Origin of the sequence: Methylobacter sp. Wu8 (assembly GCF_036440755.1) — a bacterium.
Taxonomy (GTDB): domain Bacteria; phylum Pseudomonadota; class Gammaproteobacteria; order Methylococcales; family Methylomonadaceae; genus Methylobacter_A; species Methylobacter_A tundripaludum_A.
The window spans coordinates 16,845-31,204 of sequence record NZ_JAZGVT010000064.1 but is presented as its reverse complement, the minus strand read 5'-3'; the positions used below and the strand labels follow the sequence as shown (position 1 = coordinate 31,204).

Here is a 14,360-nt window from a genome sequence, read left to right as displayed (position 1 = left end):
CAAAGTTGTTGCAACGCTTGTCTGTATCTATATTTTAGTTAATACAGAAAGTTATATGTTGTTCTTTGAACCGGTGCTGTTTGGGGATTCATGAAAATGCATCGATTTAGTGCATTCAATCGTTAACATGCACCAATAGGATTTTCTGATAATCGGTTTTTTAGAACGCCTGGCGTACAGACCTGGGCGGTTCCCCGATGAATTGCTGTTGTCAGTATGGTTTGCGGATTACCAAAAGCCGGGGCGCTATGTCTTTGTGTTCTGTGCTGTAAACAGTGCTGACTTCAAATTGCCGGGTATCCAGTTGATTGCACCAATTTGTGACCTGATCGGTTTCCAGATCGCCGCCGGGGTGGCCCGGATAGGCCAGTAGGGTGATCACGCCGTTGACGGCCAAAATCCGACTTGCGACAGTTAAGGCCGTCAATGTGGAATCGGTTTGGGTAATGACGCTTTTATCGCCGCCCGGCAGATAGCCCAGGTTAAACATGATTGCTTTAACGTTGCAGTGGAGTTGATCCGGGATTTTTTCGGCCATATCGGCATGGCTGATCTGAATTAAGGTCAGGCAGTCTGATAACCCGGTTTGCCGGAATCTTTCACGGGTCGAATCGATAGCCGCCCGTTGTATGTCAAAGCCGTAAACATGGCCCGACGGGGCGACTTGTTCGGCGAGAAACAAGGTATCGTGGCCGTTGCCTACTGTCGCATCAATCGCAATATCGCCGGGATGGAGAATATTCTTGATCAGGTCGTGGGCGGTGTTAACCAGTGAAATGCGTTTCATAATAACGTTGAATATTGCAGGTTTTGGGCAGGGGGTTGCCGCTTAATAAGGCATCGGCGAAAAGCTGACTGTACCTCGGTATTTGCAAACTGCCTTTGGCGCCGAAGCCGTTAAAAATTGCCAGTTGCTGGTGCTTTGGATGCCGGCCGATAAAAGGCTGCTTGTCCAATGTGCAAGGGCGGATATTGGCCTGATGGTTGGTCAGGGTTGCCTTAGTCAAACCGGTTGAGACTTGGCTAAGGGCGGCCAGTAATTCGTTTTTGCCTTGTTCGGTAGTTCGGGTGTCTAGGTTTTCCCGGTCGAAGGTCGCGCCGATTCTAATTTGACGGGCGTTTAACGGGATCAGCCAGTTGCCGTAATTGAGAATTTTATCGGGCAATGAGATCTGGTGTTCCAATGTCAGAATCTCGCCTTTGACCGGTTGAAAAGGCAGATCACAAAACCAGGGGTTTTGCGTTGCCTGATGGCCTTCGCAGAAAATAATCTGCTTCGGGGCGATGTCCAGCCAGCGTAAAGACGGTTGCAGCTGAACGTCGCGGTAATCGAAATCAGCCTGCCGGTAGCTGTTGTTGGCAATGAAAAACGCTTTCAGGCAACTTAATAGCGGCCGGGTTAATAGATAGCCGGTCTGTTTTTGTTCCAGAAAACCGAAGGGTGTTGCAAGATCGTCGATGGTTTTGCCGGGAGGCTGGATGCCGCCTAAATAAGCCTGATAATCAGGGTTGTTAATGCGTTTGGCGGCGTTTTTTAATTCGCTGTCGCTTTGGAAAATCCGCAGCATCGGTTTTTCTACATAAAATTCTTGATGGAAAAAATAGGCTAACTGGAAATAACGGCGCTTTGCTGCGGGCAACAGTGTATCGACATCGGCGGATTTTACGAAGCGCATGCCGGTGACCGGGTTGATCAGTCCAGCCGCAACTTGCGAGGCGTTTTCCCGGCCGTTATCGATAATGACAACTTTGCTGCCGCGTTGGATGAGTTCCCATGCAAGCAAGCTGCCTGCCAGTCCCTGGCCGATGATTAGAAAGTCGATCATGATTTTCGGATAGTTAAAATTTACCACGAAGACACGAAGGACGCGGAGAAAAACAAGACGTGCTGATTCCCAAGCTCCAGCTTGGGAATTCGGTGCGGGAAGCTCCAGCTTCCAGTCTCGCGAAGCTAGAGCTTCGTCATCTAGGTTCCCAAGCTGGAGCTTGGGAACCAGCGTATTTCTTATCTTAATGCGGTAACGCTGGAGCGTGGAAACGATAAAGAAAAACTTCGCGTCCTTCGTGCCTTCGTGGTGAATTTTTATGTCTTGATGCGGTTAATATTTATTTGGCCGTCAACGCCACGCCTTTAAAATAAATCCCATCCCAGCCGTATTGCATGAAATTCCTGATGTTCTGGTGGCCTGTGCCGTTCGGGTCGTTTAAAACGTCCAGCCGGTAATAATCGCCAAACAGGTTTAACGTCTGTTGTTGATCGAGCCGGTTGAGTTGGGCAAATGCGAAAATCTTGCAGGAACCTTCGTTGGTACCGGCCTGATTGCCTAACAACTGCTCGTTCAGGCCGTTGCTGAATTCAGTGGGTTGATAATCGTAGTTTTCAGTAATGACGGCGATAGTTTCATCAAAACCGACGTTTTCGTTGTTTTTTATTTTTTCAAGAAACGATGCGAGTGACATGTGTAAGTTTTAGGTGAAAAGTTAACGAAGTAAGCCTGAAATCTTTTTAAATTCAGGATGAGTCGAATCCCTGACCCATTCGAACAAGACCGATTCATAATTGGTAATGGTCGCGCCTTGCTGTTGCATGCGTTGTAAGGCGTAGAATTTATGTTCCGCCTTGCGCGAGCAAATGGCGTCTTCGACGACATGCACCTGGTAGCCGAAATGCATCAATTCCAGCGCGGTCTGGATTACGCAAACATGCGCTTCCTGGCCGACCAGTATAACTTGCTTGCGATCGGTGCTGGCTACGGTGTCGGTAAAGCCGTCGGCCGCACAGCAGGAAAAGCCCGTCTTGTCGAAAATCAGGGTGTCTTCCGACAGTATGTCGGTGATGGTTGTATCGGTAGCGCCTAAGCCTTTGGGGTATTGTTCGGTTAGCAATACAGGGATGCCTAATAGTTCCGCGGCTTCAACCAGGCTGCGGGCGTTGGCCGTCATCAGTTCGGCGTCGCGCTCAGGCATGGCTGCGGATAATTTTGACTGTAAATCGACGACGATCAACAGGCTGTTTTTTAACGACAGGAGGTTAGGGTGTGTGGTCATTTTAATTTGAAGGAAAGGTTTAGGAGGCAAAAGGCAAAAGGCAAAAGGCAAAAGGCAAAAAACACATCCTTCGCCCTTTGCCTTGCGCCTTTAGCCCTTTTTCATAATCCGCGCTTTTTCACGTTGCCAGTCGCGGTCTTTTGAGGTGGCTCGCTTGTCGTGCAATTGCTTGCCTTTTGCCAGGCCGATTTCCAGTTTGGCCCGGCCGTTTTTCCAGTACATCGACAACGGAATCAAGGTGTAGCCTTTGCGCTCGACCGCGCCGATCAGTTTGTTCAGTTCGTGCCGGTTCAGCAGCAGTTTTTTGGCGCGAACAGCGTCCGGATTGACATGGGTCGATGCGGACAACAATGGTGAAATATGCGCGCCCAACAGCCAAGCTTCGCCCCGTTTTATCGTCACGTAACTCTCTTTAAGTTGCACGCGTCCATCCCTGAGGCTTTTCACTTCCCAGCCTTCCAAAACCAGCCCGGCTTCAAACCGTTCCTCAATCGAATACTCAAATTTAGCCTGACGATTAACGGCGATCGTGGCGTTTTGTTGCTTGTTGTTTTTCTTGGACTTTTTATCGGCCATAAGTGCGGGTTGAGATTTTTAAACTGACGGAAAGGAATAATTTTGCTATTTTACTCGATATTACTGCAATAGTCAGACAAAGCTCGCCACCAAGGATGCATCCGTGGTGATTTTATAATTATAAAGTTTTTACAGGCACACAAATGACGGATACAAAAAAATCAATTCATGGTGAATGGTCATCGCGTTTCGCATTTATTCTGGCGGCGACAGGTTCCGCAGTCGGACTGGGTAATATCTGGAAATTTCCGTATATTACCGGCGAAAATGGCGGCGGGGCATTCGTCATCGTCTATTTGCTGTGCGTATTGCTGATCGGCATCCCCATTATGATGGCGGAAACCATGCTCGGGCGGCGCAGCCGGCAAAATCCCATCAACACCATGATAACCTTGGCTGATGAAGCCGGGGCCGACAAAAACTGGCATTATCTAGGTTGGATGGGCGTTACTGCCGGTTTTTTAATACTCTCTTATTACAGCGTTATTGCGGGCTGGGCTTCGGCTTATGTGTTAAAGGCCTTTACCGGCAGTTTTTTCGGCGCCGATGCGCCGGCGATAAAAGAGCTTTTCGACGGTTTTGTCGCCAGTCCGGTGCAGTTAGCTTTCTGGCATACCTTGTTCATGTTGGCGACCATGTTGGTTGTGGTGCGCGGCGTTAATACCGGCCTGGAAAAAGCCGTGCGTTTTTTAATGCCCAGCCTGTTTGTGCTGTTGATGTTGCTGGTGGCTTATGCAATGACTTTCGATGACTATTATGACCAAGGCATCAAATTCCTATTCACGCCCGATTTCAGCAAACTGACCGCTAACGGCGTATTGACCGCGATGGGACACGCCTTTTTCACGCTGAGCTTAGGCATGGGTGCGATCATGATTTACGGCTCTTATTTGCCTAAAGATGTGTCGATTGCCAAAACCGTCTACTTAATTGCAGGCACCGATACCGCGGTTGCGTTATTGGCCGGTATCGCCATCTTCCCGATTGTTTTCGCCGCCGGACTGGAACCTGCGGCAGGCCCCGGATTGATCTTTCAAACCTTGCCGGTTGCATTCGGCAACATGACCGGCGGCTGGCTGTTCGGCATTTTGTTTTTTGTAATGCTGGTGTTCGCCGCGTTGTCTTCATCCATTTCACTGATCGAACCGGCCGTTGCCTGGTTGATTGAAAATAAAGACATGACCAGGCAACAAGCCTGTATCTGGTCGGGTTCTGTAACCTGGCTGCTGGGATTAGGCACTGTTTTTTCATTCAATGTCTGGTCCGAGTTCAAGATTTTCGACAGAACTATTTTTCAATTACTGGATTATTTAACCGCCAATTTGATGTTGCCTATCGGCGGTTTTTGCATCGCAGTGTTTGCCGGTTGGATCATGAAGCAGCAACACACCGAGCATGAGCTGGACATGCCTAATCCGCTTAGCTATCAAGTGTGGAGGATATTAATTTGCTATGTGTCTCCCGCCGCTGTGTTTTTAGTATTCCTGCATGTGGTCGGAGTTCTTTAAGCATGACCGTTGTTCAAAAAAGCGCCTTGGTTAAATTCTCGGCGCAGCGGATGTTTGACTTGGTTAACGACATTGAAGCCTATCCCGAGTTTCTGCCCTGGTGCAGCGGCAGCCGAATCATCAAGCGCGAAGGCGACATCGTCGAAGCCGAGGTAATGATTTCCAAAGGCGGCTTTAAAAAATCCTTTTCGACCCGGAACAAGATTGATAACGGGCGCAGCATGAAGCTGTCCCTGCTGAACGGCCCGTTTTCCTCTCTGGAGGGAAAATGGGAGTTTATACCGCTACGCGAGGATGCCAGCAAGATTTCCCTGGACCTGGAATTCGAAATGTCAGGCAAACTGGCAAGCTTGGCCTTCGGCGCAGTCTTTAACCAGATCTGCAACACGATGGTGAGTTCGTTTACCGCACGGGCCAAAGCTGTTTATGGTTAATGTCGAAGTGGCCTACGCCAAACCCGTAGAGCAGGCGATAGTCACGCTGGCAATGGAGGATGGCGCGACTGTTGAGGCTGCGATAAAAGCATCCGGGCTGCTGGAGCGGTTCCCTGAAATCGGCTTGTCCGAACTTAATGCGGGTATTTTCGGCGTAGCCTGCAAACTGGATCAGCCTGTTAGAGAAGGCGATAGGATAGAAATTTATCGGCCTTTGGTTCATGACCCTAAAGAAGCCAGGCGGCAGCGGGCTTTGAAGAGTTTTTGACGTTATAATCCTATAACACCAATCTGCTATGAGGGGGCAACAACATGAGTGAGCTATCTAAAAGATCAACCGTTTACTTTGAGCCGGAAATTCATCAAGCATTGAAAATTAAGTCAGCCATTACTCATCAGTCGCTTTCTCAAGTGGTCAATGAAGCGATACGTCTTGCTTTACAAGAAGATAGAGAGGATTTATCCGCTTTTGAAGAAAGGGCTGGCGAGCCTACGTTGAGTTATGAGGAGCTGCTGGAAGACTTAAAAACGCATGGCAAATTATAAAGTCGTCTTCAAAAGTTCAGTTGCAAAAGATCTTCAAAATATTCCAAACACAGATGTAAAGCGCATACTCTGCTCCGTCGGGTTAGGGCTGTCGCCTAACCCGATCTACATATTACAGCGGCAGCTGATCCGATGATGACGCCGGTTTTACGTCTGCTTTGCCGGATTTAGGCGTGTCCTCTGTGCCGTCATAGCCAAACAGGCCGGTGATCATTTCCCACATGGTTTTTTCTAGATCGCGCTTCGGTACGTCAACCGTAGTTTCATCCGATGTCTTGATAACGGGAACGGTGCTGGGTTTAAAGTCGCCTTGCACGCCGATCAGTTGTTCTTTATCGAAGAACAATGAAATTCTTTTTTGCTCCCTGTCTCCGCCGCCCTTTTGCGCCGAGTAGAGATAGTCCCACCGTTTCTGATGAAAAAAATCGACCAGCATCGGCGAACCCATGATGTAAAGCACCTGGCGTTTGTTCATGTCGGGTCTGAGTTGGTCGATCATGGATTGATCGACGATATTGCCTTGCTGGACATCTATGGTATAGACGCCGGGCAGGTTGGTCAGAATGGTGGTGCAGGAGGCGAGCGTTAGGCTTGCCGCGACTGCAAGGATGCAGGAGCTGTGGCGGTTGCCGGATAGGTTTAAAGCGAAAAGCGGCTTTCTCATTTAAGGCTGCGGATATGTTTAAAATATAAAATGATACAGGATGTTAAGGGATTATCCTATAAAACTGTCATGCCCATACTGCCAAAAACAGGCTACAATGCGCGCAGTTCTTTATAAATTGCCTTATCCGGCATAAGCGGAGATTAGTTTTGGAAAACCATGATTTAAGGAATGCAGGCCTGAAGGTGACTTTGCCACGGATCAAGATTCTACAAATTTTAGAAAAGCAGGTCGATGACCGTCATTTAACCGCTGAACAAGTTTATAAGATTCTGCTGAGTGAAGACGAAGAGATCGGCTTGGCTACGGTCTATCGCGTTTTAACCCAGTTTGAAGCGGCGGGACTGGTAAGCCGCCATCATTTTGAGGGCGGCAATTCTGTTTTTGAACTTGATAGCGGTAGGCATCACGATCACATACTGTGCATGAAGTGCGGCAAAGTGGATGAATTCACCGATGAGGTTATTGAAGCCCGGCAAAAAGAAATTGCGGAAAAACTGGGCTATGAGTTAACCGATCACGGCCTTTATTTGTACGGTTTTTGCGCAAAGTGCAGGAAATCCTGATTTTATTACTTTTAGATTGTAGGCTTCATGTTTAAACCTCTCATTTTTTATATCGGCTTGCGTTATACGCGGGCCAAACGCCGAACTCAGTTCATTTCTTTTATCACGTTAACGTCCGTTCTGGGCATAGCCTTGGGCGTCACTGCGTTGATTGCGGTGTTGTCGGTGATGAACGGCTTTGAAGCAGAATTGCGCGAGCGGATTCTCGGCATGACTTCGCATGCGACCGTCACCGGACGGTACGGCCAGCTGGATAATTGGCAGGAATTGGAACAGAAGTTAAAAAACTATCCGCATGTACAAGGCGCTGCGCCTTTTATCAATGGCCAGGTGATGATCAATGCCGACCGGCGCGTCAGCGGCACCATGCTGACCGGTATTTTGCCGGAATACGAGTCCAGAGTGTCGGAGGTCGCTGATAAAATGACAAACGGCAAGCTGTCCGATCTGGTTCCAGGCGAATACGGCATTGTTTTAGGCGTTGAGTTGGCCAATTATCTGGGCGTTTTTACCGGCGATAAAATTACCGTGATCAGTCCGCAGATTAACTCGACACCAGCCGGGATTGTGCCGCGCATGAGACGGTTTACCGTGGTCGGTATTTTTAAGGTCGGCATGTATGAATATGACCGCAATATGGCGTTGATTCATCTTGATGACGCGGGCAAGCTGTTTCGTTTAGAAACTGCGGTGTCGGGGCTCAGGATCAAGCTGGATGACTTGTTTAATGCGCCGAAAATTACCCGCGCGCTTTCAAACGCTTTGTATGACGATTATCAGGTCAGCGATTGGACGCTGGCGCACAGCAACTTCTTCCGGGCGATACAGACCGAAAAACGGGTGATGTTCATCATCCTGTTGCTGATTGTCGCGGTGGCGGCTTTCAATATTGTTTCCACGCTGGTGATGGTGGTTACCGATAAACGCGGCGATATTGCTATTTTAAAAACCCAGGGACTGACATCGAGATCGGTCATGGGTATTTTTATGGTGTTGGGGGCCGTCATCGGTGTAGTCGGCACCGCGCTCGGAACCGTAGGCGGGGTGTTGTTGGCGTTGAATGTCGAGACCATCGTGCCGGCGATTGAGGAATTATTTCATGTCCAGTTCATGGCGGCCGATGTCTATTACATCAGCGAATTGCCGTCCAAACTGGTCTGGACTGATGTTTATGCGATAGCGGGCATGGCCTTTTTACTGTCATTATTGGCGACTATTTATCCTGCGTGGCAGGCGGCCAAAGTCAATCCAGCGGAAGTTTTAAGATATGAATAACAGCAACATACTGCAATGCCGGCAGTTGACCATGCGCTATGACCAGGGCGGGCTTGATGTCGAGGTTTTAAAAGGGGTCGATTTAAGCATCGGTGTCGGTGAACGCGTCGCCATTATGGGGGCGTCGGGTTCAGGCAAAAGCACTTTGCTGCATCTGCTGGGCGGGCTTGAGAAACCCAGCGGCGGTAAGGTGGTGTTGGACGGCGTTAATCTGAATGAAGTCGGCGCAGGCCAACTGGCTAAGTTAAGGAATAAGTCCTTAGGCTTTATCTATCAGTCTCATCATCTGTTGGGTGAATTTACCGTGTTGGAAAATGTGGCGATGCCTTTGTTGATTGGCGGGCGCACGGTAAAAGAGGCGAGTATTCGTGCGATAGAGTTATTGAAGCGGGTAGGGCTGGGACATCGAATCGAGCACAAACCCGGTGAATTATCCGGCGGGGAAAGGCAGCGAGCCGCAGTGGCCAGGGCGTTGATCAACAAACCCGGCGTGGTTTTGGCCGACGAACCCACCGGAAACCTGGACAGTAAAACGGCAGATCAGGTTTATCAGTTAATGCTGGAATTAAATCAGGAGCTGAATGTCAGCTTTCTGGTGGTGACCCATGACCATGATCTGGCCGCAAGAATGGGCAAGGTTTTGCACATGGAAGATGGGCTGATTTTAGGTTAAGGATAACAAGGCAAAAGGCCAAAGGCACAAGTGCTACTAAGTTCTTTTGCCTTTTGCCCTTAGTCTTTCGTCATTAGTCTTTTTTCCTTCCTTTCCGCCCATTTTTTGGTTACATGCTGTTGCCAGTAATATTGAATGCCGAAATAACCGGCAGCGGACGAAACTATACCCATAATGAAACAGCCGATCAGAAACGGCTGCCAGACATCGCCAAGCCCGGAGAACATGCCGCTTAGTGAAAATTCGGATTCATCGGCGCCGGCCGGTTGATTCATAAACCAGAGTCCGACTTCATAAGCAAAATAAAACAGCGGCGGCATCGTGATCGGGTTGGTTATCCAGACCAGTCCTACCGAAAGAGGCAGATTAGCCCTGTAATAAATGGCAAGCGCAGCGGCAATGGCCATTTGCGTCGGCGTCGGAATCCATGCGCAAAATAAACCCACGGCAAAAGCCATAGAGACCGAGCGTCTGTTCAAATGCCAGAGGTTGGGCTCGTGCAGTTTATCGCCCAAAAATTGAAGGCTCTTGTGCTGTTTGATGACGTCAGGATCAGGAATGAACTTGTCGATTAGTTTTTTTATAAGTTCTTTTGGCATCGCTATTTGTTTTCTAAAGTTATATTGTTCAGTCTATCAGGTTTTTCTTAGCCTAAAAAACGCCCAGGTGTTAAATGGTTGTTTCCGCTCTGTCATTTTTAGCCGGGCTGTTGTCGGTTCAACAGTTGCCGGTATTGCCGGATATCCAATGGCTGATAGTGGGCGGCGTAGCGGCCTGCATTATTGCATGGTTGCGTTATTGGCGGTGGCTGTTTTTTTTGGTCGGCGTACTGTGGGCGATAGCGTTTGCGATGTGCCGATTGTCCGACCGGTTACCTGAGTCCGTGGAAGGTGTCGATGTTCAGGTGAGCGGCGTTATAGCCGATCTGCCTGAGCGGGATGAGAAGCGCGTCCGTTTTGATTTTATTATTGAGGATGCTGGAACTGGCGCGGGCGCGGCGACAGTCATCGATCCGGTGCAACAATTACCGGGTAAATTGCGATTAAGCTGGTATTACCCTGATCAACCCGTCAAGGCGGGTCAGCATTGGACCTTTACCGTTAAATTAAAGCGCGTCCACGGAACAATGAACCCCGGTGGCTTCGATTACGAACGCTGGCTGTTTACCGAAGGAATCGGTGCGACAGGCTATGTGCGGCCAAGTCCGAAGCCTGTTTTGCTGGGGAGCGATTCGTCCTGGAGCAATATCGCTGTCTTTCGGCAGCTCATTACCGACCGGCTCTCAAACACATTAAGCAACAGCCCAAGTCTTGCGCTGATAAAGGCTCTGACGATTGGCGACGGTAATAGTATCACTCAACAGCAATGGGAGGTTTTCCGCAAAACCGGTACGACGCATCTGGTGGTGATTTCCGGCTCGCATATCGGGCTTATTGCCGGGCTGGTTTACTTTCTGGTGTTGAAATTATGGGCGTGGACCGGATGGCTTAGCCAGTCGCCGCAAAAGGTTGCGGCAATTTCGGCGGTGCTGGTTGCGGTGTTTTATTCAGGTCTGGCCGGTTTTTCGGTGCCTACCCAGCGCTCCGTGGTCATGTTGGCTGTTGCGATGACGGCCATTATTCTGCAACGTAACAGCCGCCCTTTGAATACCTTGTCCATTGCGCTGTTCGCGGTATTGATATTCGACCCCTTGGCGGTGTTGGCGGCGGGATTTTGGTTGTCATTTCTCGCCGTGAGCCTGATTGTTTATGCCGTTTCCGGGCGCTTAGGCAGGATTAAGCATGTTTGGACAGCAATAAAATTGCACTGGGTCACGTCGGTGGGTTTGTCGCCGTTGCTGTTGCTGTTTTTTCAACAGGTCTCACTGATTGCGCCTCTGGCGAACCTGATTGCGGTGCCGGTCATCAGTCTTTTGGCGGTGCCGTTGTCGCTGCTGGCTGCCGTTGTCATGTTTGTTTGGCCAATGCTGGCAGGCAAGCTGTTCTATTTTGTGGACACTGTGCTGCAAAGTTTGTGGTGGCTGTTGGTTCATTTGGCGGAAATCCCCGTGGCCTCTATCAATCATGCGCCGCCCTCGTATTGGGCATTGCTTTTTGCCGTGCCGGGTGTGTTGCTGTTGCTCGCTCCGGCAGGTATGCCGACACGCTGGCTGAGTGTGGTGATGTTTTTGCCGTTGGCGTTTACCGATGCAGAGCAACCCGAGACCGGCGAGATTAATATGACGCTGCTGGATGTCGGGCAGGGATTATCAGCCGTCGTTCAAACCACTCATCATCTGTTGGTTTTCGATACCGGCGCGAAATTCTCCGAGCAAAGCGATATGGGGCAGAGCGTGCTGTTGCCTTATTTGCGCTCGCAAGGCGTCGCCAAGATCGACAGTTTAATCATCAGTCATGGCGATAACGATCATATCGGCGGCGCGGCATCGTTAATGCGCGGCATGCCCGCTGAAAAAGTTTTGACCAGCGTTCCGCAGCAGTTAAGCGGGTATGCGCCAATCGAGTGTGCAGCCGGTCAATCGTGGGTGTGGGAGGAGGTCGAGTTCACGGTGCTGGGGCCACAGATGGCGTTTGTTTCGGAAAACGACAATTCCTGTGTGCTGAAAATAGAGGCGAAACACGGCACGGTCTTATTGACCGGCGACATCGAGGCTGCGGCAGAATCCTGGTTGGTTGATACTTACGGGGAAGGGTTAAAATCCGATGTGCTGGTTGCGCCGCATCACGGCAGTAAAACCTCGTCGACAGCCGGTTTTTTGCAGGCCGTAAATCCTGGCTATATATTGATCCCGGCAGGTTACAAAAACCAATTCGGCCATCCGCATAAAGATGTTTTGGCGCGCTACCGGCAAGTTAATGCGGAATGGTTGAGTAGCGCCGACAATGGCGCGATTACCGTTAGTGTTCAAGATAACGCTCTGGTAGTGCAGGGGATACGTCAGACCGAAAGTAAATATTGGAATGTTAAATAATAACCAACTTCTTTACTCTGTAATTAAATAGGACTAGAATAGTCCTCAATCATTAGGAGCAAGGTATGCTACGGCTGAGTAAATTAACCGATTATGCGACGGTCATCTTAAGTTTTATGGCCAGAGACAAGGCGCAAGTTCATGCCGCTATGGAAATAGCGGCGGTGACCGGCATTGCCTTGCCTACAGTCAGCAAAATCCTTAAGCTGTTGGTTAACGCGAAAGTGTTGATTTCGACGCGCGGCGCCAAGGGCGGTTATGTTTTAGCCAGGATGCCCGAAGAAATCAGCATTGCGACGGTTATCAGCGCGCTGGAAGGGCCGATCGCCCTGACCGAATGCAGTATTTCGCATCAGGGCTGTGAGCAGGCTTCGGGCTGCGATATTGGGGGGAACTGGAGTTTAATTAACCAGACCATTCATAATGCATTAGAGTCGGTGACCTTGGCCGATTTAATCAGACCTGCTGCTATCCCGGAAGAAGTGTTTGTTCCGGTTGCCAGTTTATATAGATAGGCAGAAAAATGCTCCTCGGTAATTGCCCTGCATCGCCTAAAGCGCCTACTTTTGGTGCTCTACTACAGGCCATCCATGGCCTTATGCATTTTTCTGTAACCATTACTTCCATGTAATTAAGAGATTTTATGTCAGCAAGTGAACAAGAAATCAAGAATCTGATCGGTAAGGAATACAAGCAAGGCTTTGTAACTGAAGTGGAAACCGACACTTTTCCGCCCGGATTGGATGAAGCGGTTATTCACAGGTTATCGAAGGTCAAGAATGAGCCTGAGTTTATGCTGGAATACCGGCTGAAAGCGTTTCGCCATTGGCAGACCATGAAGACGCCTAACTGGGCGTTCGTTGAGTTCGATCCTATCGATTATCAGGCGATCAGCTATTATTCCGCGCCTAAACGCAAGGAAGACGGGCCGAAAAGCCTGGACGAGATTGATCCGCAAGTGTTGGAAGCTTACAAAAAACTGGGCATCCCTCTGGATGAACAGGAGCGCTTGGCCGGTGTTGCGGTCGATGCGGTTTTCGACAGCGTGTCGGTGGCGACTACCTTTAAAGGTAAACTGCATGAAGCGGGCGTTATTTTCTGTCCGATTTCGGAAGCCTTGCGTGAACATCCTGATCTGATTAAGCAATATCTGGGTTCGGTCGTGCCGCATACGGACAATTATTTTGCCGCGTTGAATGCAGCGGTATTTACCGATGGGTCGTTCGTCTATATTCCCAAAGGTGTGCGCTGCCCTATGGAACTGTCGACCTATTTCCGTATCAACGCCGCCAATACCGGTCAGTTTGAACGGACGTTAATCATTGCCGACGAAGGCAGTCATGTGTCATATCTTGAAGGCTGCACCGCGCCGATGCGCGATGAAAACCAGCTGCATGCGGCCGTGGTTGAGTTAATTGCGATGAAAGATGCGACCATTAAATACTCGACCGTGCAAAACTGGTATCCGGGCGATAAAGAAGGCAAGGGCGGCATCTATAACTTTGTGACCAAACGCGCCGACTGCCGGGGCGAGAATTCCAAAGTATCGTGGACGCAGGTCGAAACCGGCTCGGCGATTACCTGGAAATACCCAAGCTGCATCCTGACCGGCGACAATTCGACCGGCGAGTTCTATTCGGTGGCGCTGACCAATAATTATCAGCAGGCCGATACCGGCACCAAGATGATCCATATCGGCAAAAACACCAGCAGCACCATTATTTCCAAAGGCATTTCGGCAGGCAAAGCGCAGAATACTTATCGCGGGTTGGTCAAGGTGTTAAAGAGCGCGGAAAACGCCCGTAACTATACCCAGTGCGATTCCCTGTTAATCGGCGATAAATGCGGCGCGCACACGTTTCCTTATGTGGAAGTCAGGCAGCCGTCGGCGCAGGTCGAACATGAAGCGACGACCTCCAAGATCAGTGAAGACCAGCTGTTCTTTTGCCAGCAACGCGGACTGTCGGCGGAAGATGCCGTGTCGATGATCGTCAACGGTTTTTGCAAGGAAGTGTTCAGGGAACTGCCGATGGAGTTTGCGGTGGAGGCTCAGGCGTTGTTGGGGTTGAGTTTGGAAGGTTCAGTCGGTTAGTTGACAA

At 49.8% G+C, this 14,360-nt stretch carries 17 protein-coding genes; 10 read left to right on the top strand and 7 right to left on the bottom strand.

Annotation, left to right across the window (positions count from 1 at the left end; genetic code table 11):
- Positions 1 to 211 precede the first annotated feature (211 nt).
- The 5 genes from V3O24_RS10400 to smpB form a co-directional block, all read right to left on the bottom strand.
- On the bottom strand, positions 212 to 787 hold the full coding sequence (locus V3O24_RS10400; RefSeq protein WP_331307190.1) for a class I SAM-dependent methyltransferase: 576 nt from the start codon (positions 785 to 787) through the stop codon (positions 212 to 214).
- The gene (locus V3O24_RS10395) at positions 765 to 1,826 is read right to left on the bottom strand and encodes an FAD-binding oxidoreductase (RefSeq protein WP_331307189.1); all 1,062 of its coding nucleotides are present in this window, start codon (positions 1,824 to 1,826) and stop codon (positions 765 to 767) included. Before V3O24_RS10395 ends, V3O24_RS10400 begins: the two co-directional genes overlap by 23 nt.
- Positions 1,827 to 2,106: 280 nt before the next feature.
- A complete protein-coding gene (locus tag V3O24_RS10390; RefSeq protein WP_331307188.1) occupies positions 2,107 to 2,460 on the bottom strand; it encodes a HopJ type III effector protein in 354 nt (117 codons plus the stop codon).
- Positions 2,461 to 2,481: 21 nt separating this feature from the next.
- The gene (locus V3O24_RS10385) at positions 2,482 to 3,048 is read right to left on the bottom strand and encodes a hydrolase (RefSeq protein ID WP_104423542.1); all 567 of its coding nucleotides are present in this window, start codon (positions 3,046 to 3,048) and stop codon (positions 2,482 to 2,484) included.
- Positions 3,049 to 3,138: 90 nt separating this feature from the next.
- Positions 3,139 to 3,624 carry an SsrA-binding protein SmpB gene (gene smpB / locus V3O24_RS10380; RefSeq protein WP_331307187.1) on the bottom strand — a complete coding sequence of 162 codons (486 nt, stop codon included), beginning with the start codon at positions 3,622 to 3,624 and terminating at the stop codon, positions 3,139 to 3,141.
- A gap of 143 nt (positions 3,625 to 3,767) precedes the next feature.
- Here smpB and V3O24_RS10375 point away from each other — a divergent pair, with 143 nt between their 5' ends.
- Genes V3O24_RS10375 through V3O24_RS10360 form a run of 4 tightly spaced genes read left to right on the top strand, consistent with a single transcriptional unit; the run spans position 3,768 to position 6,112 of the window.
- Entirely contained in the window at positions 3,768 to 5,132 is a 1,365-nt protein-coding gene (locus V3O24_RS10375) for a sodium-dependent transporter (protein WP_331307186.1), read from the top strand.
- A gap of 2 nt (positions 5,133 to 5,134) precedes the next feature.
- Positions 5,135 to 5,566 carry a type II toxin-antitoxin system RatA family toxin gene (locus tag V3O24_RS10370; protein ID WP_104423502.1) on the top strand — a complete coding sequence of 144 codons (432 nt, stop codon included), beginning with the start codon at positions 5,135 to 5,137 and terminating at the stop codon, positions 5,564 to 5,566.
- The gene (locus tag V3O24_RS10365; RefSeq protein WP_331307185.1) at positions 5,559 to 5,834 is read left to right on the top strand and encodes an RnfH family protein; all 276 of its coding nucleotides are present in this window, start codon (positions 5,559 to 5,561) and stop codon (positions 5,832 to 5,834) included. The genes V3O24_RS10370 and V3O24_RS10365 overlap by 8 nt, the downstream gene beginning before the upstream one ends.
- A 44-nt stretch (positions 5,835 to 5,878) precedes the next feature.
- A complete protein-coding gene (locus tag V3O24_RS10360) occupies positions 5,879 to 6,112 on the top strand; it encodes a CopG family transcriptional regulator (RefSeq protein WP_331307184.1) in 234 nt (77 codons plus the stop codon).
- A 112-nt stretch (positions 6,113 to 6,224) separates the two neighbouring features.
- Here the strand turns inward: V3O24_RS10360 and bamE are convergent, their stop codons facing one another.
- Positions 6,225 to 6,776 carry an outer membrane protein assembly factor BamE gene (bamE, locus tag V3O24_RS10355; RefSeq protein ID WP_331307183.1) on the bottom strand — a complete coding sequence of 184 codons (552 nt, stop codon included), beginning with the start codon at positions 6,774 to 6,776 and terminating at the stop codon, positions 6,225 to 6,227.
- Positions 6,777 to 6,925: 149 nt separating this feature from the next.
- On the opposite strand from bamE, the gene fur reads away from it, so the two are divergent.
- Genes fur through lolD form a run of 3 tightly spaced genes read left to right on the top strand, consistent with a single transcriptional unit; the run spans position 6,926 to position 9,290 of the window.
- Positions 6,926 to 7,342: a ferric iron uptake transcriptional regulator gene (gene fur / locus V3O24_RS10350; RefSeq protein WP_104423497.1), complete on the top strand. Its 417-nt coding sequence runs from the start codon at positions 6,926 to 6,928 to the stop codon at positions 7,340 to 7,342.
- A gap of 27 nt (positions 7,343 to 7,369) precedes the next feature.
- Positions 7,370 to 8,617: a lipoprotein-releasing ABC transporter permease subunit gene (locus tag V3O24_RS10345; RefSeq protein ID WP_331307182.1), complete on the top strand. Its 1,248-nt coding sequence runs from the start codon at positions 7,370 to 7,372 to the stop codon at positions 8,615 to 8,617.
- Positions 8,610 to 9,290, top strand: coding sequence for a lipoprotein-releasing ABC transporter ATP-binding protein LolD (gene lolD, locus V3O24_RS10340; protein ID WP_104423495.1), 681 nt, complete (start codon positions 8,610 to 8,612; stop codon positions 9,288 to 9,290). Before V3O24_RS10345 ends, lolD begins: the two co-directional genes overlap by 8 nt.
- A gap of 59 nt (positions 9,291 to 9,349) precedes the next feature.
- On the opposite strand, the gene V3O24_RS10335 is transcribed toward lolD, so the two are convergent.
- Positions 9,350 to 9,889, bottom strand: coding sequence for a DUF2062 domain-containing protein (locus V3O24_RS10335; protein WP_104423494.1), 540 nt, complete (start codon positions 9,887 to 9,889; stop codon positions 9,350 to 9,352).
- 74 nt (positions 9,890 to 9,963) lie between these two features.
- Here V3O24_RS10335 and V3O24_RS10330 point away from each other — a divergent pair, with 74 nt between their 5' ends.
- From V3O24_RS10330 to sufB, 3 genes are all read left to right on the top strand, one after another.
- Positions 9,964 to 12,261 (top strand): DNA internalization-related competence protein ComEC/Rec2, encoded by a 2,298-nt coding sequence (locus V3O24_RS10330; protein WP_331307181.1) that lies wholly within the window; start codon positions 9,964 to 9,966, stop codon positions 12,259 to 12,261.
- A gap of 65 nt (positions 12,262 to 12,326) precedes the next feature.
- Positions 12,327 to 12,776 carry an SUF system Fe-S cluster assembly regulator gene (locus V3O24_RS10325; RefSeq protein ID WP_331307180.1) on the top strand — a complete coding sequence of 150 codons (450 nt, stop codon included), beginning with the start codon at positions 12,327 to 12,329 and terminating at the stop codon, positions 12,774 to 12,776.
- A gap of 128 nt (positions 12,777 to 12,904) precedes the next feature.
- Complete coding sequence (gene sufB, locus V3O24_RS10320) at positions 12,905 to 14,353, top strand: Fe-S cluster assembly protein SufB (protein ID WP_331307179.1); 1,449 nt, start codon at positions 12,905 to 12,907, stop codon at positions 14,351 to 14,353.
- Positions 14,354 to 14,360: the final 7 nt, after the last annotated feature.